General features: G+C 61.9%; 17 protein-coding genes. 8 read left to right on the forward strand and 9 right to left on the reverse strand.

Translation table 11 applies throughout. From position 1 onward, the window contains the following. Positions 1-4: 4 nt before the first annotated feature. The 8 genes from M9799_RS08340 to prpR all read right to left on the reverse strand — a co-directional run bounded on the left by M9799_RS08340 (position 5) and on the right by prpR (position 10,907). Positions 5-1,849: a hypothetical protein gene (locus M9799_RS08340; RefSeq protein WP_231042901.1), complete on the reverse strand. Its 1,845-nt coding sequence runs from the start codon at positions 1,847-1,849 to the stop codon at positions 5-7. Beyond that, positions 1,846-2,931 (reverse strand): glycosyltransferase family 4 protein, encoded by a 1,086-nt coding sequence (locus M9799_RS08345; protein WP_250621333.1) that lies wholly within the window; start codon positions 2,929-2,931, stop codon positions 1,846-1,848. Before M9799_RS08345 ends, M9799_RS08340 begins: the two co-directional genes overlap by 4 nt. 233 nt (positions 2,932-3,164) lie before the next feature. Further along, on the reverse strand, positions 3,165-3,821 hold the full coding sequence (locus tag M9799_RS08350; RefSeq protein ID WP_231042899.1) for an ABC transporter ATP-binding protein: 657 nt from the start codon (positions 3,819-3,821) through the stop codon (positions 3,165-3,167). Continuing rightward, positions 3,818-4,543 carry an ABC transporter permease gene (locus M9799_RS08355; protein WP_231043237.1) on the reverse strand — a complete coding sequence of 242 codons (726 nt, stop codon included), beginning with the start codon at positions 4,541-4,543 and terminating at the stop codon, positions 3,818-3,820. The genes M9799_RS08350 and M9799_RS08355 overlap by 4 nt, the downstream gene beginning before the upstream one ends. A gap of 92 nt (positions 4,544-4,635) precedes the next feature. Next, positions 4,636-5,790, reverse strand: coding sequence for a KpsE/RkpR family capsule polysaccharide export protein (locus M9799_RS08360; RefSeq protein ID WP_231042898.1), 1,155 nt, complete (start codon positions 5,788-5,790; stop codon positions 4,636-4,638). 135 nt (positions 5,791-5,925) lie between these two features. Further along, complete coding sequence (locus tag M9799_RS08365; protein ID WP_231042897.1) at positions 5,926-7,341, reverse strand: mannose-1-phosphate guanylyltransferase/mannose-6-phosphate isomerase; 1,416 nt, start codon at positions 7,339-7,341, stop codon at positions 5,926-5,928. Between the two features lie 475 nt (positions 7,342-7,816). After that, entirely contained in the window at positions 7,817-8,836 is a 1,020-nt protein-coding gene (locus M9799_RS08370) for an XdhC family protein (RefSeq protein ID WP_231042896.1), read from the reverse strand. 136 nt (positions 8,837-8,972) lie between these two features. Further along, a complete protein-coding gene (gene prpR, locus M9799_RS08375) occupies positions 8,973-10,907 on the reverse strand; it encodes a propionate catabolism operon regulatory protein PrpR (protein WP_231042895.1) in 1,935 nt (644 codons plus the stop codon). A 167-nt stretch (positions 10,908-11,074) separates the two neighbouring features. Here prpR and M9799_RS08380 point away from each other — a divergent pair, with 167 nt between their 5' ends. The 8 genes from M9799_RS08380 (at position 11,075) to M9799_RS08415 (ending at position 19,247) form a co-directional block, all read left to right on the forward strand. Beyond that, positions 11,075-12,271 (forward strand): CaiB/BaiF CoA transferase family protein, encoded by a 1,197-nt coding sequence (locus M9799_RS08380; protein ID WP_231042894.1) that lies wholly within the window; start codon positions 11,075-11,077, stop codon positions 12,269-12,271. Between the two features lie 11 nt (positions 12,272-12,282). Then, positions 12,283-13,215 (forward strand): hydroxymethylglutaryl-CoA lyase, encoded by a 933-nt coding sequence (locus M9799_RS08385; RefSeq protein ID WP_231042893.1) that lies wholly within the window; start codon positions 12,283-12,285, stop codon positions 13,213-13,215. 34 nt (positions 13,216-13,249) lie between these two features. Then, complete coding sequence (locus tag M9799_RS08390) at positions 13,250-14,230, forward strand: tripartite tricarboxylate transporter substrate binding protein (protein WP_231042892.1); 981 nt, start codon at positions 13,250-13,252, stop codon at positions 14,228-14,230. A 36-nt stretch (positions 14,231-14,266) separates the two neighbouring features. Further along, complete coding sequence (locus tag M9799_RS08395; protein ID WP_377007752.1) at positions 14,267-15,244, forward strand: Bug family tripartite tricarboxylate transporter substrate binding protein; 978 nt, start codon at positions 14,267-14,269, stop codon at positions 15,242-15,244. Between the two features lie 511 nt (positions 15,245-15,755). After that, entirely contained in the window at positions 15,756-16,697 is a 942-nt protein-coding gene (locus tag M9799_RS08400) for an ABC transporter substrate-binding protein (RefSeq protein WP_231042891.1), read from the forward strand. A 39-nt stretch (positions 16,698-16,736) separates the two neighbouring features. Next, a complete protein-coding gene (locus tag M9799_RS08405) occupies positions 16,737-17,648 on the forward strand; it encodes an ABC transporter permease (protein ID WP_231042890.1) in 912 nt (303 codons plus the stop codon). Then, positions 17,641-18,438, forward strand: coding sequence for an ABC transporter ATP-binding protein (locus M9799_RS08410; protein WP_231042889.1), 798 nt, complete (start codon positions 17,641-17,643; stop codon positions 18,436-18,438). Before M9799_RS08405 ends, M9799_RS08410 begins: the two co-directional genes overlap by 8 nt. Beyond that, positions 18,438-19,247 (forward strand): alpha/beta hydrolase, encoded by an 810-nt coding sequence (locus M9799_RS08415; protein WP_250621332.1) that lies wholly within the window; start codon positions 18,438-18,440, stop codon positions 19,245-19,247. The genes M9799_RS08410 and M9799_RS08415 overlap by 1 nt, the downstream gene beginning before the upstream one ends. Positions 19,248-19,450: 203 nt before the next feature. On the opposite strand, the gene M9799_RS08420 is transcribed toward M9799_RS08415, so the two are convergent. Then, complete coding sequence (locus tag M9799_RS08420; RefSeq protein ID WP_231042887.1) at positions 19,451-20,128, reverse strand: GntR family transcriptional regulator; 678 nt, start codon at positions 20,126-20,128, stop codon at positions 19,451-19,453. Positions 20,129-20,135: the final 7 nt, after the last annotated feature.

Consider the following 20,135-nt stretch of genomic DNA (forward strand, 5'->3'; position numbering starts at 1 on the left):
GACCTTATTGTGTTCTCTGAACGCTATCGTCAACGCCTTGGTCAGGCCCACCACCCAAAATAATATTGTGCGGTACGTCGATGCTGCCAACGTGTGTGTTTGCTGGGATTGCTAAAATCTCCACGCTCAATTCAAAGATGCCAAAACCTAATATGCGTTGATCGGCCGAACGGCTGAGCAGTGCTGGAGATCCAGTATGCGAAACACTAAATTCAAGTTGACATACGGGATAATTTATATGGCGAGTGAAATGGATTGTCTGATCGTTTTTCGCGGATTTTCTGAAAAGGACAAATCCAATTTCGCTACCTGCCATGGTTATCTGAAGAACCGGGGCTTGATCTAATATCTCTGGCAGTACTTTAACCCCAATTGTTATTTTAATCTGTACCTCTGATGCTTCAGAAATATCTAATGGTAGAACAATTTTTGCATCTTTCTCGCAGCTCCATACTCCCCAGCTTTCAGGTTTGTGAAAGCCTTCCACTAGATAATGTGAGACGCTTGGTTCCGAAAAATCTATTTTGGTAGGTGGGCCCTTGGCGAAAGGCTTAGACAGTATTTCTACTGTACCCCAAGAATGTTCTTTACAACCATGGATGAACGGCTGATCTCCTCGGCCGGTTGCTTCGCCACGAAGTTCAGTGCTGACAGCCGCCAAGCGGTTTTCACTAACGGTGGCGGAGGGAAGAATCAGTTTGCGCACGGGATCGATCTTCGCGCCAAATTGCAAAGGGCGAAAAGCCCATGATTCAAGGCTGTTTCGAATGAAATGGTCACCCAATGCAAAAGCATTTTCTCTGACTTTTTTCTTTTGATATTGTGTAGAGAAAATTGTGCGCCAGAATTCATCCTGAAGCACAGCGTGCGAGACCATAGCCGCATTTGGCACATCCACGCCGTCCAGAATAAATTTTTTACATGGGTCGCTTGAAAGAAAGGTGCATTTTTTCCCTGCGCATTGGGCCTCAATTCCCAGTGAAGAAGACAAAGTCAGAAAAAATGGTGATTCAACTTGAGAAAAAATAACACCATAGCTGTTGCCGCGGAAAGAAATTACAGTTTTTCCATGTCTTCCACGTAAGTACTCTGTATTTACGGCACTATTTTTGCGGTATGGATGCTCAAGAAATATGACTTCAGAATACGGTTCCAGTGTCTGCGCAAGAGCGTTGTCATAGTCAGCCCACGTTATGAAGCGACCATCGCGAATGAGAACAGAGTCCCTCTCTGTTTGACCAATTAGCACAGGCACATTTTCTGGAAAAGAAAGCGCAGGCAGTTGCAAGCGAGAAAATAAGGCGCTAAATCTTCTTGCTTGATAATAAATCTCATGTGAGGCCACCTCATCCTGTGCGATGAGCTTGGCTATATCCGTGCAATTGGTCGTAACCAAAAAGCATAGATCCCGTAAAAATCTCACGGGATGGATATAAAAGCTAATATACCGTTTTCCTTCTTTATCTAACGCACGTTTAAGGGTTGGTGGCAACTCAAAACCTACCACAAGGTCGTGCATCAGTAGACTATTTAGTATCCCAGGGAAAACCTGAAGACTGTCATTGTCATATGTAGAAGCCCAAGCTTGATCGGGATTTTCTAAATATTCTGAATATAGATTGTCACTGCCAAGGCTACCTCGAAAATTTTTTGGCTCTGTAGGCGCAGTGATGATGTCTGTCTTTATTCCCCAACTTTCCCATGTGCTGCTTGCGCCAGTCACTTTTGCAAGCCATGCAAGGTTTCTTTGTTGAAAATTAGTAAAACCATGAATTCCAGGTTGAGCCCTCAAGAAGTCACAAGTCAATGCGACGCTATTTACCGAAAGAGGAGTGACCAACTTATTCATGCTGCTGCCCCTTGCTTATGTGTCCTGGTATTGCTTTTTACCCCGTTGACACTGGTATCGGCCGTAAAACCTAGAGCGAGCAGCAACTGCTGAGCTGCAGTTCGCCAAGTATCCACTTTTTGAGGCCGCTCTGCGTCTGATGCAAGATGTTTTTTCGCTAGCCAAGAAGTAATCGCACAGGCCAGATTTTTCGCGTCTTGGCCGGTAAAAAATGTGATCTCTGGCAAACCGATCTCTCTAAATACCGGTAGGTCCCGTGCAAGTACCGGCTTTCGGTGAAGAGCCGCTTCGATTACCGGCAAGCCAAAGCCTTCGGCCCTGGATGCTACGAGCACGCCACTGCAGGCTGCATAAAGATGGAGCAAGTACTCGTCGCTGACATTCTGTGGCCAAAAAAGGCGTTTGCCAGATTCAGGGTGTCTACGCAGCTTATCTTGTAAAGCTTCCGTTTTCCATCCTCCACGTCCCACGAGTACTAATGAAGGCATGGAACTGGATTGCTTCCAAAGGTGCTCGAAAGCGGCTAAGGCTTGATCGTGGCCTTTGCGCGGCTCAATCGTCCCGACCATCAAGACAAAGGGTGTGTTGCGTAAGTGAGCGAGTAAATCTTTGGCGTCATTCGGAAGTCCGCCGCTAGGAACACTAGCATTGATGTCGGCTCCTAAGACGATGATGCTTGCTGGTAGCGCAGTTGGCGGCAAACTGTAATGGACTTTAAGCCAATTCTGCAATTCATCCTTGACGGAAGCAGAAATGCATATAGCGTTATCAGCATATATTGCAAGCCATCTCATCCACCGTTTGAAGTTGCGCTCGGTTCTAGAGGGAAACCATTCAGGATGCTGTAAAGGCAGCAGGTCGTACACCAAAACATGTAGCCGGACGCCCGTTCTTTTCCAATCTAATACCTGCGCCTGATGCCGAGGAAGTAGATGAGCCGCTAGATCAAGGGCGAGAAAGATGTCACCGCTTTGTACTTCCACCGGCCGGACCGTATTTTTTTCCCCCTGCGTTGGAGAATCGAGAAAGTCTTCGTTGGCGTAAGAGTAGCCATGGCGACGAGTGGCATAGACCGGGCGCACACGATAGCCTTCGGGCGGTGATAGCAGTAACTGCAATAATAGTGCACGCACAACGCGTTGAATACCAGTGCGTGCGTCGCTTCGGTGTATAACGGACACATCGACCAGCAGTTGTAATCTGGGATGATCTACTGATAGCGCTGCGTGGTGCACAATCCCACTCACACACTGACGCGCGAGTCGTACTGGAAAGCGTGTTATTAACCAAGCGGGCATTTTCCGGACAAGGCGCATTATTCAGCAGCGTGGTCTTGGTAAAACGCAAATGCATCATCCACGTGGTCAAACGCAGTAAGTTCTCCCTTGATTAGAACGGCTGCGCGATCACAATGCTCACGTACATAGCCAGGATCATGAGAAACGATGATCATCGCTCTGTCCCTTCGTTTTTCAAACAGCTCGACACGACACTTTTCGTGGAAGCGGCTGTCGCCGACAGCGACGATTTCGTCAATCAGAAAGCAGTCAAATTCGACCACCATGCTGATTGCAAAAGCCAGTCGCGCGCGCATCCCTGCTGAGTAGGTCTTGACGGGCTCATGCAGATAGCGGCCCAGTTCAGAGAATTCTTGAACATAGGCGATCCTGTCCTCCGTACTCTTGCCATATACGCGGCAGATGAAACGCAGATTGTCTAACCCTGTGAGCGTTCCTTGGAAGGCGCCGCCAAAAGCTAAGGGCCAGGAAACACTCATCTCGCGCCGGATAACACCTGAGCTGGGGCGCTCTGCACCGCTGATGAGACGAATGATGGTTGATTTGCCCGCACCATTGCGGCCCAGAATACCAACCTTTTCTCCCGGATGAATGGCTAGGTTTACGTCGTTCAGCACTGTGACGCTGCCATGGCGCGTCGTATAGTGTTTGCTCACATGTTCTATATGGATCATTCGGGCATCACCGTGCGGCTGATTTGACGCATTTTTGCAAAGCCGATTAGATTCAAAGCAGCACAGCATACTGCCATATAGCCTATGTCATAGTGGGCTTTGAAAGTCGATCCGAAATATCCTTCGCGCAATAGCTCAATACCGTGCACCATTGGCAATAGCAGTAGAAATTCTTGCGCTGTTGTAGGCAAGGCATCCACCATGAATGCAGCACCTGAAAGTGGAAATAGCAAGTAGGAAAAAGGATGCCAGAGCTTGTCGACAATCTCTGATTGTTCGCTCCAAGCCCCCATCAATATAGCCAGCGAAAAGCCGAACCAAGCAAGCATGAACCAAGCAAATAGTACCTTACCAATGTCTTCAGGTGGGCTGATCCAGCCAATGACAGAAAAGATCAGGCTTAGGACCATAAATGAAATGGTGGCGCCTGCAGCCTCTAAGAGCAGGCGCGCGGCGAAAATATCTATCACCTTGACATGGCGGTGATACATCAAAGCCAAGTTAGGCTCTATAGCACCGATGCAGCGACCAGGCATATTTCGCCAAAGCAATACGCTTGAATAACCTGTGAGAGCAAAGGCTGTGATTGGCAAATCCGAACCATGAGCAGCCCCTGCCACAGACCATAGTATGGTCACGCCCAGTGTAAAAAGCATGGGCTCAACAAACAGCCATAAGAAGCCAATGTTGTGGCGTCCGAAACGAGTGAGCACCTCACGCATTAGCAATGCGCCAATAACCCGACGCTGAATTGCCCAAGAGGCCGCCAAGGATGTATGGGGAGTGGGGGCGGAACCTTTCACGGGGTGTCCTTTCAGTCTTGGTGCTCTCGCACGCCGGCCAGCAGCATGCTTAGAATGCCCCAAGCTACCAGACCCAGTACAAAGGTCGCAAGAATGCTGCGTATGCGCCTGGGCTCAAGTGCGATATCCGGCAGGCTGGGTTGGGCAATGCGTTCGATATAAACCTGCTTGCGTTGCGCTTCGTTGCGAGCTTGCTCCAGCGAAGCGAGAGTGCTTGCCAACTGTTTGTCGGCGAATTCGCGTTCCAGTGCCAGCCGCTGGTACTCGGCCGCCTTGTTGGCAAGGGAGCGCTCGCCACCGGTAACCCGGGTGGTTTCCGCGTCAATTTCCCCCTGCAGCGTGTTTGCGCGCTTTTGCAGCGCAGAAATCTGCGGGTTCTGCGGTGTGAAGGTTCGAAGCTGTGCCAGTTGAGTCGTAGTGGCAATCAGCTCGTCTTGCAGCTTGGCGATTTGCTGTAGCTGTACCGTGGCTTGTCGTTCAGGGTCCACCACTCCCTTGGCATTGCGATAGGCGGAGAGCGCAAGCGCCGCAGCCTTGGATTTCTTTTCGGCAACGGCGACTTCAGCGGCGGCGGAGCGGATCAAGTCCTGGCGGCCACGTTCGTTGAGGCGGTTGACCAAGGCTTCGCTGAGTTCCAGCAGCTTCTGGTTGATGTTCTGTGCGTCTTCAGCGGTGTAGGCGCGCACTGTGAGCGTGGTGATGGAGGAAGCGGTGTCCTGCTGGACATCCACCTTTTTTTGGTAGTAGCGGTGCAGGGCCTCGAAGCTGGTGTCAAAATCCAAGCCGCCGAAACGGCTGACCCGATCCACGTCATCGCTGGAGAATGCCTTGCTTACTGCCAGACTGCTGTCGATCTCCCTGAGGGCATCGCGCGAGAGCACATAGTCACGCACCGTGTAGCTATCATCCTGCGCGCGCGAAAAACCAGCGCCCTGAAGCAGTGCGCCCAATCCAGTAATGGATTGCTTGTCCGGGCTGCGCACCACGATGCGGCTTTCCGAAACATAGACATCCGAGGCCATCAGGCCAAAGTAAAGGGTTGCCAGTACCGTAGGTACTGCCACTGTCACCAAAAACAGCCGGTTCACGCGCGAAAAACGGTTTTTCAGGGACTGGCCCCAATTGCGGGAAGCCCCGATGGGGGCAGGGGAGGCTTGCGTTTCCAAGAGATTTTCCTAGTTGCACGTCGAGGTCGAGCGTGCAAATTGTTGTGTTTGAGATGCGCGGAAGGGGCTCGACATGCGGCCCCTTCGTGGATTCCAGTTCCGGCCACTGGGGCCGGGTGCGTCAATCAAGACGCATCAGACCCGTCCATATACGTCCTGAAAACGCACGATGTCGTCTTCGCCGAGGTATTGGCCGCTTTGCACTTCGATCATTACCAGATCGAGCACGCCGGGGTTTTCCAGCCGGTGCATGTGGCCAGCGGGGATGTAGGTGGACTCGTTGGTACGCACGAACAGCTCCATGTCACCGTTGGTGACTTTAGCCATTCCGCTGACGACGATCCAGTGCTCGCTGCGATGGTGGTGCATTTGCAGCGACAGGGAAGCACCGGGTTTGACTTCGATGCGCTTGATCTTGTAGGCCGGGTCTTCTTCCAGAACCGTATAGGTTCCCCAGGGGCGGTGCACGGTCAGGTGGTGCTTGTGGGCTTCGTGGCCCTGCGCCTGCAGCTGCTTGTACAGGTGCTTCACTTCCTGCGAGCGCGACTTGTCGGCGATCAGCAGCGCATCGGGAGTGTCGACGATGATCAGGTTGTCGACGCCCACGGCGCCAATCATGCGCTGGCTGCTCTGGATGTAGCAGTTGCTCACATCGTGCAGCAGCGCCTCGCCCTCGATACGGTTGCCCTGGGCGTCGGGAGCGACCAGGTCGCCCAGCGCGCTCCAGGAACCGATGTCGCTCCAGCCAATGGAGCAGGGCACCACGGCGACCTCTTTGGACTGCTCCATGACGGCGTAGTCGATGGAGTTGTCGGGCACCTGGGCAAAGCAGGTGGCGTCGAGCTCGAGCTCGATCATGTCCTTGCCTTCGGACTTGCGCGATGCGTCCAGGCAGCTCCGGGTGGCCGAGAGGATGTCGGGGCAATGCTGCTCCATGGCCTTGAGCATGGCGCCTGCCTGGAACAGGAACATGCCGGAGTTCCAGAGGAAGCGGCCCGATGCCACATATTCGACGGCGATTTCCTGCGAAGGCTTTTCCACGAAGCGGCGCACTTCGTTGCCTTCCGCTTCGATGTAGCCATAGCCGGTTTCGGGTGCGTTGGGCTGGATGCCGAAGGTGACCAGCTTGCCCTGCTGCGCCAGCGCCATGGCCTTGGCCACTGCATCGGCAAACGCCTGCTGGTCGGAAATCAGGTGGTCCGCTGCGAGTACCAGCAGCATGGCGTCTTCGCCATGGGTCGCGGAAACATGCATTGCAGCGGCAGCGATGGCGGCGGCAGTGTTGCGGCCAAAGGGCTCAAGGATGTAGGAGGTCTTCAGCCCGGCCTGGTTGACTTCGCGGTACTCATCCTTGGTCTTGAAGAACAGCTCGCGGTTGGTGACGGTGAGCACTTCCTCGGCTTGCGGCAGCACGGCGCCGCGGATGAAGGCCTTCTGCAGCAGGCTTTGCCCATCGGCCAGGCGGATGAATGGCTTGGGATGCATCTCGCGCGAAACGGGCCAAAGACGGGAACCGGCGCCACCACAGAGAATTGTCGGGATGAGTTTCATTGAGAGAGCTAGCAGTGTCTGTTTCACTTTGGCATCAACCACGATGCACGAAACGGAAGTTGAGTTGAGGGCAGCGTCCGGCAGGAAGCCCATCTGCACCGGGTGCTCGAAGGCCGTAGCATCATAGGGTCCCTACTAGCTTACGCGCCATACCGCACCGGTTGATGGGGTTCATATTTTCACATAAGTTGTAACGGCCAATAAGTTTGTTGCACTTGAATTGAACTCGTGACCACGAGCTAAACCTTGCTAAAAGGCAGCAGGCTATTGCACGCCTAGCTTGATAGCGAAGCAAGGTAACTTCAAAGCAGATTAGTTAATGGTTTGCTAATTGCTTGTATGTAGGACGAGGGGAATTTTTACTGTGAGAGTTGTGTGGGTGCAAATCGGCAGAAATATTTTGATCGACATCCTGCAATGAAAGCATTGCAACCAAGTAATTCTTCATTGCTCGTAGAACCGGCGGTTACAACTTTCAACGCAGGTCCAGCGGTGCAGCCTGTCCAACCTGGCCCTCAGGCAACCCCGTCACATTCCCATTCTTGCGCGCGATCACCTGCGCCATGATGCTCACTGCGATCTCCGCCGGCGTCTTGCTGCCTATCGACAGCCCCGCGGGCGAATGCAGTCGCGCGAGCGTTTCAGGCGCGACGTCGAAGTGTTCCTGCATGCGCTCGCGGCGGCTCCGGGCGTTGCGGCGCGAGCCGATGGCGCCGACGTAGAAGGCTGGGCTCTGCAGGGCTTCGAGTAGGGCCAGGTCGTCGAGCTTGGGGTCGTGGCTGAGGGCGATGACGCAGCTGCGCAGGTCGGGCTTGAAGTCCGTCACGGCGTCGTCGGGCATCAGTGCGCAGCGCTGCACGCCCTGGATCTGCAGCGAGTCCATGTATTCCTGGCGCGGGTCGCAGATGGTGACGACGAAGCCGTTGAAGATGGCCATGGTCGCGAGGTATTCGCTCAGGGTGCCGGCGCCGATCAGCAGCATGCGGTAGCCGGGACCGAGCACGTTGTGCAGCGCCTGGGTGTCGATGCCGGGTGCCTGCGGCGCCTCGGCCTCGGTCAGCGTGACCTGGCCGGTCCCGAGGTCCACGCTGCGGCATACCAGCGCACCCCCGAGCAGCTGGCTGGTCAGCTGTTCCAGCGCGCCGGCGTCGGGATCGAACTCCAGCACCAGCTCCAGCGTGCCGCCGCATGGCAGGCCAAAACGGTGCGCCTCGTCGGCCGTCACGCCATAGGTCACGCGCTGCGGCGGCTGGGCCCAGCCGAGCGCATGGTCCATCTGCTCTCCCAGGTGCGTGTAGCGCTGCAGCAGGTCGTCCTCTATGCAGCCGCCGGACACCGAGCCCACGGTCTGGCCGTTCTCGCACAGCGCCATCATGGCGCCGACGGGGCGGGGCGACGATCCCCAGGTGCGCACGACGGTGGCCAGCACGGCGTGCAGGCCCTGGGCGCGCCAGCGCTGCAGTTGTTGGAGGACGGTGATATCGATGTGGTTCATGCGGAACGCGCCGTGCGCACCGCAAGGGCCGGCGTGCAGGCAGGAGATGGCAAAGGGAAGGGGCCGGAAGAGCCGCAAGGCATGGTAAGCGGCTGCAACAAGCATCCGCGTGGGACGCGGCCCCTTTACCGCCGTGTCAATGCCCGGTCGCGTGCGCCTCCACGCCCTGCTCCCGGCACCAGCGCCAGAAGGTGGTCCGGCTGACGCCCAGGGACTGCGCCGCCTTGGCGCGGTTGCCACCCGCCGCCTCCAGCGCGCCGGCCAGCCTTTCGGCCAGGCTTGCCTCGGCGTCCGATGGCACCGCGGCGGCGGTGCCGAACACCTCGCTGCACGCATCCCTGATCTCCTGGTAGTCGATCTGCTGCAAGCTCTCGCAGTCCATGGCGAACACGGCGATGCGCTCGGCGATGTTCTCCAGTTCGCGCACGTTGCCGGGCCAGCCGTAGCGCAGCAGCCCGGGCATCAGCGGGGCCAGCAGCCGGGGCGCGTCGAGCTGCACGCCGTGGCGCCTCAGGCAGCGCTGCAGGAAACCGTGCAGCAGCGGCGCGATGTCCTCGCGGCGCTGGTGCAGGGCCGGCAGCTGCAGCCGCAGGGTGTTGAGGCGGTAGTAGAGGTCCTGCCGGAAGCGCCCCTGGGCCACCAACTGCTCCAGCGGCTGGTGCGTGGCCGCAACGACGCGCACGTTGACGGGAATCTGCACGGTGGCACCCAGCCGGGTGATCTCGCCTTCCTGCAGCACGCGCAGCAGGCGGGTCTGCATCTGCAGCGGCATGTCGCCGATCTCGTCGAGGAACAGGGTGCCGGTGTGGGCGGCCTCGAGCAGGCCCATCTTGCCGCCGCGGCGCGCGCCGGTAAAGGCGCCTTCCTCGTGGCCGAACAGCTCGCTCTCCAGCAGGCTCTCGGGAAAGGAGGCGCAGTTCACCGCGACGAAGGGCCGGTCCGCCCGCAGGCTGGCGTTGTGCATGGCCTGGGCAAAGACCTCCTTGCCGACGCCGCTCTCGCCGGTCACCAGCACCGGCACCTCGGTGCGCGCGAAGCGCCGGGCCTTGGCGATGGCCTGCCGCAGCAGGGGGCTGGTGCCGATGACGCTGTCGAAGCCGTGGCGCGCCAGGTGGTGCTTCTGGCGCTGCAGCCGGCGCAGCTTGCTGTCGGCGTCCTGGATGGTGCGTGCGTCGTAGAGCGTCAGCGCCGCGCCCACGATCTGCCCGTGCTCGCGCATGGGCGTGCGGTTGGCGATCCAGTCGCGCTGCGCCAGGCGAATGGCCACGGCGCGCTCCTGCTGGCCGGAATCCAGGATGGATTTCAGCGACAGCGCGGGCTCGAGCGTTCCCAGCGCCACCCCTTCGGCCGGCTGCGGGCTGCCCAGCAGCTGGCGCATGGGCGGGTTCATGGCGATGATGCGCTCGTTGCGGTCCACGGCCAGCACGGCCTCCTGCAGGTTGTCCAGCACGCCATGCAGCTGCTCGTAGCGGCCCGCTTCCAGCCGGGTGATGCGCGCGAGCTCGATGGCGTCGTCGAAGCCCTTGCGCACGCTGCTCAGCGAATAGGCCAGCAAGCCATGCAGGCCCGCCTCCTGCGCCAGCTCCACGACCAGGCTGGAGCCGACGATCACCTCGAAGCCGGCGCGGCGCAGCGCGTCGAAGCACTGGCGCGCGTCCCCGGGGGTCTGGTAGGCGTATTGGCGCACCTCGATGTTCAGCAGGTCCTTGACCTCTTCCAACTCGGGAATGGTCTGCCCGTACATCACCACGCCCACGCGCGAAGCCTGGCGCCGCGCGCGGATCAGCACCTGCAGCAGGTCGAAGCCCGTGAGCTGGATGGTGGCCACCGGCACCTGCAGGCCCTGGCGCAGGATATGGGCATTGGAGCCGGCGCTGACGAAGGCATCGACCACGCCCTTCTCCAGGCGGTCACGGGCAATCGCCAGGGCGCCGCCGAAGGTTCCGTCCACGACCTCGATATGCGCCCGGCCGGTGTACTCCGCGATCACCGGCATGGCGAGTTCGCGGATGTGGCGGTAGCTCACGAAGCACAGGCGGGGCAGGTCGGTTTCGGGCAGCGCGTGTCGCATATGCGGTCCAATGAAACATGTCGAGGTTTCATCAGTGTTTCATGAAACTCCGCTTGAGTCATCCCTCAAAATTAAGTCCAATGAAATCAACGGCTTGCGATTTCTGGCCGGCCTGGCATGGGACCTGCTGCACTCGTTGCAATCCAGACTTTCAGGAAAGCTGCAACGTGACACTCGAACATATCACCGTCCTCGACCTGACCCACATGCTGTCGGGCCCCTATGGAACCATGCTGCTGGCCGACATGGGCGCGCGCACCATCAAGGTGGAGCCGCCGGGCGCGGGCGAGGGCACGCGCCGCCTGCTCGAGAACGACCCGGAGTATTCGCGCAACGGCATGGGCGCGTACTTCCTGACGCTCAACCGCAACAAGCAAAGCGTCTGCGTGGATCTCAAGAGCGATACCGGGCGCGAGGTCTTCCTCGACCTGGTGCGGCATGCGGACGTGGTGTTCGACAACTTCAGCGTCGGCGTGACGCAGCGCCTGGGCATCGACCATGCGTCGCTGGCGCAGGTCAATCCGCGCATCATCACCTGCTCCGTCACGGGCTTCGGCGAGACCGGCCCGCACACCCAGCGCCCGGCCTTCGACCAGGTGGTGCAGGCCATGGGCGGCGGCATGTCGATCACCGGCACCCCCCAGACCGGCCCGACGCGCAGCGGCATTCCCACCGGCGACCTGGCCGGGGGCATGTTCGGCGCGATGGGCGTGCTCGCCGCGCTGGTGGAGCGCGCACACACCGGCGTGGGCCAGCATGTGGACGTGTCGATGCTCGATGCGCAGATCTCCATGCTCAACTACATGGCGACGATGTACTTCATGTCCGGCAACGTGCCCGAAGGCATCGGCAACGGCCACTTCGTGCACGTGCCCTACAACTGCTATCCCACGGCGGACGGCCACATCATCGTGGCGTGCATCGGCGACTCCTTCTTCGAGCGCTTCATCGAATGCATTCCGCACGAGGCGCTGCTGGACCCGGCCTACCGCCAGCAGCCGGCGCGCTATGCCGACAAGGACAAGATCGATGCCATCGTCTCCGAGGTGCTGAGCACGCAGGGCACGGAGCATTGGCTCAAGGTGCTGGGCGCAGCGCGCATCCCGTGCGGCGCGGTGAACAACTTCGCCCAGGCGCTGAGCGATCCGCAGGTGCTGGCGCGCGACATGGTGGCGACCGTGGACCTACCGGACGGGCAGCAGCTGCGCATGCCCGGCAACCCGATCAAGCTCTCCGCCAGCCCCGCCACGGCCTACACCGCGCCGCCCGCGCTGGGTCAGCAGACCCAGGCGGTGCTGGGCGGCGTGCTCGGCTACCCGGCAGAGAAGATGGAAAGCCTGCGCCAGGCCGGCGCGATTGCCTGAAGGAGGCAAGCATGCGCGAGCAAATCCATATCACCGATGTCTCCCCGCGTGACGGCCTGCAGAACCAGGCGCTGCACGTGGATACCCAGGCCAAGCTGGAGCTGATCGGGCTGCTGGTGGACGCGGGCGTGCGCAGCGTGGAGGCGACCAGCTTCGTGTCGCCCAAGGCGGTGCCGCAGATGGCCGACGCCGCCGAGCTGGTGCCGCTGGTGCGCGGGCGCTGGCCCGAACTGCGCACCTCCGTGCTGGTTCCCAACCTCAAGGGGCTGGAGCGCGCGCGCCTCGCAGGGGCCGAGGAGATCGCCGTGGTGCTTTCGGCCACGGAGACCATGAACCGCAAGAACATCAACATGGGGCTGGACGAGGCGCTCGACGTCAGCGAGCAGACGCTGCGCCAGGCGCTGGCCGCGGGCCTGCGCACGCGCGCCTATGTGGCGGTGGCCTTCGAGTGCCCCTTCGAGGGGCTGACTCCGCTGGACGAAGTCGTGCGCCTGGCGCAGCGCATGCACGCGGCCGGCGCGCACGAGATCGTCATTGCCGACACCATCGGCGCGGCCGCGCCCGGCCAGGTGCGCCAGCGCTTCGCCGCCCTGCGCGAGGCCGTGCCGCTGGAGCAGCTGGCGGTGCATCTGCATGACACGCGTGGGCTGGGCGCCGCCAACGCCTGGGCCGCGCTGGAGAGCGGCGTGCGCCGTTTCGATGCCAGCGCCGGCGGCATCGGTGGCTGCCCCTTCGCGCCGGGCGCGGCGGGCAATCTCGCCACCGAGGACCTGGTGCTGATGGCGCAGAACAGCGGCCTCGATACCGGCATCGACCTGCAGGCGCTGATGCAGGCGGTGGCGTTTGCCGAACGGCAGCTGCAGCGGCCCTTGGGCGGGCGCAGCAGCGCCTGGCTGCGGCGCCAGGGCGCGGCGCGGCGGGAAGCGGCCTGCGCCGCTGCTTGAGACCCACAGAATCGATAAACAAGGAGACAAGAACATGACATCCCCCCTATGGACCCGGCGCAGCTTTGCGCAGTCGGTGCTGGCCTGCTGCACTGCCGGCACCACTTCCGCCTGGAGCGCCACGGAAGCCGCCTTCCCGAAGAAGCCCGTGACCCTGATGGTGCCCTACTCGGCAGGCGGCGGCACGGATGTCGTCGCGCGCCTGTTCGCCCAGAAGCTCACGGAGCTCTGGGGCCAGTCGGTCATCGTGGAAAACCGCACGGGCGCCAACGGTGTGATCGGCTCCAGCCTCGTGGCCAAGGCCGCACCCGACGGCCACACCCTGCTGCTGGTCGTCGGCTCGCATGCGATCAACCCGGTGCTGATGAAGAGCATGCCCTACGACACGGCGGCGGCGTTCACCCCCGTCACCAACATCGCCACGTCGCCGATGGTGCTGGTGGTGGCGGCGGACGGTCCCTACAGGAAGCTGCCCGACCTGATCGAGGCGGCGCGCAAGCAGGAGATCGCGTTCGGCTATTCCGAAGGGCAGACCCGCCTGACGGGCGAGCTCATCCGCCAGGCCGGCGACCTCAAGTTCATGGGCGTGGCCTACAAGGGCGGCGCGCCGATCATGGTGGACGTGATCGGCGGCCACCTGCCCGTGGGCGTGACCAGCGTGCTCACGGCGCTGCCCCACGTGCATTCGGGCAAGCTGCGCGTGATCGGCGTGGCGGCGGACAAGCGCATGGAGATCTTCCCCGACGCCATGACGTTCCAGGAAGCACAGCTCAAGGGCGTCGAGTCCCTGAACTGGTATGGGCTCTTCGGCCCCGCGGGCCTGCCCAAAGATATCGTCGAGAAAGTCAACCGCGACCTGCGCAAGGTGGCGGCCGATCCGGCCGTGGTGAAGCAGATGCAGGCGCAGGGCGCCGATGTGGTGCTCTCGCCTCCGGACCGGTTCGGCAGCTTCCTGCAGCAGGAAACCCGCAAGTGGACCCAGGTGGCGCGCCAGGGCGGCATCCGGGCCGAATAGTCCACCCGCAGAGGTGGCACAACAGAGGAGACAAGCATGAAGTTCAGGCAATTCCTACGGTTTTCGGCGCTATGCGCGCTGCTGGCGGGGGCCGGCATGGGTGCGGCCCACGCCGCGGACTATCCGAGCAAGCCGATCCGGCTGATCGTGCCCTTTGCCGCGGGCGGAGTGACCGACACCGGGGCCCGTGTGGTGGCGGAAAAGCTCTCCGCGCGCCTGGGCCAGCAGGTCGTCGTCGACAACCGGCCCGGCGCCTCGGGCAATATCGGCACCCAGGGGGCAGCCACTGCCGAGCCCGATGGCTATACGCTGGTCGTCGGCTTCGACGGTACCCTGGTCATCAATCCGCATGTCTTCCCCAAGATGCCCTTCGACACGCTCAAGGACCTGGCGCCGGTCAGCAAGATCGGGGACGCGGCGCTGGTGATCGTCACGCACCCCTCGGTGCCGGCGAAGAACCTGGAGCAGCTGATCGCCTATTCCAAGAAGCAACAGAACGGCGTTTCCTATGGCAGCGCCGGCACGGGCAGCACCCCGCACCTGGCGGGCGAACTGCTGCGCCTGCGCACGGGCGCGAACTTCGTGCACATCCCCTACAAGGGCGGCGGGCAGGCCATGTCGGACGTGGTCGGCGGCACCCTGCCCATGCTCTACACCGCGGTGGCCGGCGCCTATCCCTTCATCAAGAACGGCCAGATCAACGCCATTGCCGTCTCGACCGCGCAGCGCCTGGCCTCGCTGCCCGACACCCCGACGGTGCAGGAGTCCGGAGTGGCTGACTTCGTGGTGAACTCGTGGATCGGCATCCTGGCGCCGGCCAAGACGCCCGCCGCCATCGTCGACCGGCTGCAAAAGGAGATCCACACGGTGGTGCACAGCCCGGACGTCAAGGAGCGCCTGGCCTCGCTGGGCATCATTTCCTCGGGCAGTACACCGGCCGCTTTCAAGCAGGAGATCGAGCAGGACCTGAAGAAATACGCACAGATCGTGAAGAGCGCGAAGATCCAGAACTAGGGTCTGTTTGACTGAGAAGCAGCGACGCAGCCAATACTGACTGCTGGTGGAGCCGTTCGTGCTGAGCCTGCCTGGGCGGCCCCGTCGAGCCATGAACGGCCTGTTCTCATACCTTGAGCGCAGGCCGTTCATCCTTCGACAGGCTCAGGACGAACGGATGTTTGGGACTTAGCTTCTTGTTGCTGTGAATGTCGCTTCATTGTGGCTCGGCTCCCATGACTTCAGTCAGACAAACCCTAGCGGATCCCGCCGCTGGTGCACCTCGAGGCGCCGCATGCAAAGCGCCGGCCCCGTGCCGGCGCTTTTGCTTTGGTGCATCCGCACCTGCCTCATCCATGTGCAGCTTGATCGCATTTGGTGCGCCGGGCGCTGTGCCATGGCCCCGAGGCGGCTAAAACGCACGGGAAAAACCTGGCACGCAGTTTGCTTGAGAGCTCTCATCTGCCTTGTGTACAAGAGAGTATTCAAGCGCAGGGCGATTGTCGCCAAGGCCCAACCACAAGGAACTGCCATGTTTTCTCGCCGCCTCCTGCTTGCTTCCCTGACCGCTTCCGCACTTGCCGCATCCATGGTGGCGCCGGCGCACGCCGCCGACAAGGTCATCAAGGTCGGCACCCTGAAGCTGATCCATGGCATCACGCCCTATTTCTATGACCGCTTCGCGCCGGCCGGCTACAAGATCGAGGTGGTGACCTTCGACACCCCCACCGACGGCAAGAACGCGGTGGTCACCAAGTCGGTCGATTTCGGCACCTATGGCCTGGCGGCCGCGACGCTGGGCGCGGCGGCGGGCGAGCCGGTGGTGATCATCGCGCCGCAGTCCAACGGCGGCATGGCGATCGTCGTGCACAAGGACGCGGGCGTGGGCAACTTCAAGGCGCTCAAGGGCAAGCGCGTGGGCATCCTGCCCGGCTCGACCCAGGAAGCCGTGTTCCTCGACCGACTCAAGGCCGAGGGCATGACGATCAAGGACGTGAAGTCGGTGCGCGTGTCGTTCAGCGAGATGGCTGGCGCGCTCGAGCGCGGCGACATCGATGCCTACGTGGGCGCCGAGCCCGGCCCCTCGATCAGCGTGATCAAGGGCGTGGGCAAGGTGCTCGAACTGCCGTACAGCACGCCGACCGGTTCCGTGAACATGGTCATGACCACCCATGCCGATACCGTGAAGAACAATGCCGAGCTGACGAAGGCCTTCCTCGAAATGCACCGCAAGGCCGCGGAATACGCCACCGCCAACCGCCCGGCGCTGATCGAGATGGCCGGCGCCAAGCTGGGCCTGCCGGCCGACGTCGCCAACCTGGCCGCGGACAACGTCCAGCTGACCTGGAAGATCGACGCCGACTGGGTGCAGCGCGGCAAGTACTACGGCTCGCTGATGCTCGAGCGCAAGCAGATCCGCAAGCTGCCCGACTACAGCCGCTTCATCGTGACGGGCCTGGTTCCCCAGTCCTGATCGCCTTCCCGCCTGCAGCCCGTTCCGGAAAGATCCGCCATGTCCACATCCGTCCTTGATTCCAGCGCGCGCGCCGCGCCCGCGCCCCATGCCAAGCCGGCGCAGCCCGCGGCCGAGGCACAGAACGCCCAGCCCGGGTTCGCGATGCCGGCCCAGCCGGGTGCATTGCGCCTCTGGCTGGGCAGATGGGTGGTGCCGGTGCTGCTGCCGCTGGCGCTGCTGCTGGCCTGGGACCTGGCGGTGCGCTGGACGGGAACCATGCTGGTGCCCTCGCCCCGGGAAGTGGCGCTGATGCTCTGGGATTTCGCGTTTGGCGGCATCTATGACGACGCCTTCAGCGAGACCCTGGGCACGCACTGGCTGCAGTCGATGGCGCGCGTCTATGGCGCCTTCGCGCTGGCCACTGCCGTGGGCATTCCGCTGGGCCTGGTGATCGGCAAGAACGCCGCCATCCGCCGCTTCGTCGACCCGACGCTGCAGATGCTGCGCCCGGTACCGGTGACGGCCTGGCTGCCGCTGTCGATGATCTTCTTCGGCGTGGGCCCGAATGCCGCCATCTTCCTGGTGTTCCTCGGCGCGTTCTTTCCCATCGTCATCAACACCACCTTCGGCGTGAAATCGGTCGAGGTGCGCCTGTTCGAGGCCGCGGCAATGCTGGGCTGCTCGGGCGCCTCGATGTTCCGCCAGGTGGTGCTGCCCGCGGCGCTGCCCTCGATCTTCAACGGCCTGCGCCTGGGGCACGGCATCGCCTGGTTCCTGATCGTGGTCGGCGAGATGACCGGCGTGCCCGAGGGGCTGGGCGCCGCCATCATGGACGGCCGCATGCTCTCGCGCACCGATGTCGTGATCTCCGGCATGGTCGTCATCGGCTTCACGGGCTTCGTCACCGACCGCTTGCTGGTCGCCCTCAACAACCGTCTGCTCAAGTGGAGCCCGCAACACAATGTCTGAAACGATCGCAACCCGCACCCCGGCTCCCATCATCGACATTGCCAACGTCAGCAAGGTCTTCAGCCTCAACGGCCGCCCGATCCATGCGCTCAAGGACGTCGACCTGCAGATCCGCAAGGGCGAGTTCATCTGCCTGATCGGCGCCTCGGGCTGCGGCAAGTCCACGCTGCTGCGCATCATGGGCGGCTTCGAGCCGGTCTCGACGGGCTCGGCCCGCATGTACCACGCGCCGATCCAGGCGCCCGGCCCTGAGCGCGGCATGGTGTTCCAGGACTACGGCCTGTTCCCCTGGCTCACGGTACGCGAGAACATCGCCTTCGGCCCCAGGCAGCGCGGCCTGCCCGCGGCGCGGCTCAAGGAGATCTCGGACCGCTTCGTGAACATGGTCGGCCTGGGCAAGTTCGCCGACCATTTCCCGAACCAGCTGTCGGGCGGCATGAAGCAGCGCGTGTCGATCGCGCGCGCGCTGGCCAACGACTGCGAGGTGCTGCTGATGGACGAGCCCTTCGGCGCGCTGGACGCGCTGACGCGCGAGGTGCTGCAGCAGGAGCTGCTGGACATCTGGGAAAAGACCAAGCTGACGGTGGTTTTCGTCACCCACGCGGTGGAGGAGGCGGTGCTGATGGCCGACCGCGTGGTGGTGATGACCGCCGGGCCCGGCCGCGTCGAGCGCGACTACCGCATTCCGCTCGGCCGCCCGCGCTGCATCACCGACCCCGAGTTCAACCTGGTGCGCCGCGAGCTGACCGAGATGCTCAGCAGCCACGTGTCGCTGCCCAAGGCCGCATGATGCTGGACAGCCTGCAGGCGCTGCCCCAGGGGCTGCGCGACGCGGCTTATGACAACACGGCCGCGGTGCGCGACAGCGCCGTGAAACTGGCCGACTTCGAGGCGCGCAGCGCCGCGCTGGTGGCGCGCGCCGCGGGCCGGCTCGACCAGCGCTTCGGGCCCGCCGAGCGCCAGGTCTTCGATTACTTCCCAAGCCACGCCGGCGCGCCCACGCTGCTGTTCATCCACGGCGGCTATTGGCAGATGCGGCACAAGAACACCTTCCGCTTCGTTGCCGAAGGTGCGCTGGCGCGTGGCCTGCATGCTGCGTTGATCGGCTATACGCTGGCGCCGCAGGCCAGCCTGACGCAGATCGCGCAGGAGGTGCGCGCAGGCATTGCTGCGGTGCGTGCGCATGCGCTGGAGCAGGGCGGCAGCGGCGAGGTGCTGCTGTGCGGCTGGTCGGCGGGCGGGCATCTGACGGCGCTGGGCTTGGACTGCGAGGGCGTGCGGGCGGGGCTGGGGATCAGCGGGATCTACGATCTGGCGCCCATTGCGCATACCTATCTGAACCAGGCGCTGCAGCTGACTCCCGGCGAGGTGCAGGCGCTGAGCCCGTTGCGCCTGGCGCCTGTGGACAAGCCTTTCGTGACCGCCTACGGCACGGCCGAGCTGCCGCAGCTGCAGGCGCAGAGCCTGGCGTTTTCACGGCACCGCGAGGGCTTGCCGGGGGCAGTGGTGGCGGTGCAGGGGGCGGATCATTTCAGCATCCTGAATGCGCTGGCGGAGCCGCAGGGGGTGTTACTGGAGGAATTGATGGGTTGGCTTTAAAACCCGTTTGTCTTGAGCATAGGAAAGGGTAGTGCCCCATCTCGAGAGCAGGCCATTCATCCTTCGACAGGCTCAGGACGAACGGTTTCCCCGCTCATGGTTCGACAGGCTCAGGACGAACGGTTTTCCCCGTTCGTGGTGAGCCTGTCGAACCATGAACGGCCTGCCCTACAAAACAACCCTGGACTTTCCCGAGAACCCCCTCACGCCGCCACCCTTGCCTGCCTCGCCCCCTGCAGCGTATGCAAGGTGATCTTCCTCACCTCGTCCCGGCTCACCGCGATATGCTGCTGCAGCAGCGCCTTGGTGCGCAGCGTGTCGCGGGTCAGCAATGTCTGCAGGATCCGCGCATGCTCGTCGTAGGCCGCATCGATGCGGTAGCTGCGCGTGAATTCCAGCCGGCGCACCACGCGTATGCGCTCGGTCAGGTCGCAGTGGATGCGCGCCATCTCCAGGTTGCCGCTGGCATGCACCAGCGCCATGTGGAAGGCTTCATCCATCTGCGACACGGCGGTGCAGGTGGCCAGCCGTTGCGAAGCATCGACGCACCACAGCTCGCACAGCGGCGCGAGCCGCTGCGCCAGGTCGGGGGCCGCGCCCAGCAGATCGATGGCGGCGCATTCCAGCACCGAGCGCACGTCGTACAGCTGCTCGAAGACATGGAAATCGATGCTGTTCACCAGCCACCCGAGCTTGGGCATGACCGAGATATAGCCCTCGCGCTGCAGCCGCACCAGCGCCTCGCGGATCGGCGTGCGGCTCATGCCGAGCAGGGCGCTGACCTCGTTTTCGCTGAAGCGGTCGCCCGGCACGAAGTGGAAGTTGTCCAGCGCCTCCTTGAGCTGCGCATAGGCCGAGGCGGCAAGGCTGACTTGGGTCACGGATGTC

It is taken from the genome of Comamonas endophytica (genome assembly GCF_023634805.2).
GTDB classification, from domain to species: Bacteria; Pseudomonadota; Gammaproteobacteria; order Burkholderiales; family Burkholderiaceae_C; genus Comamonas; species Comamonas endophytica.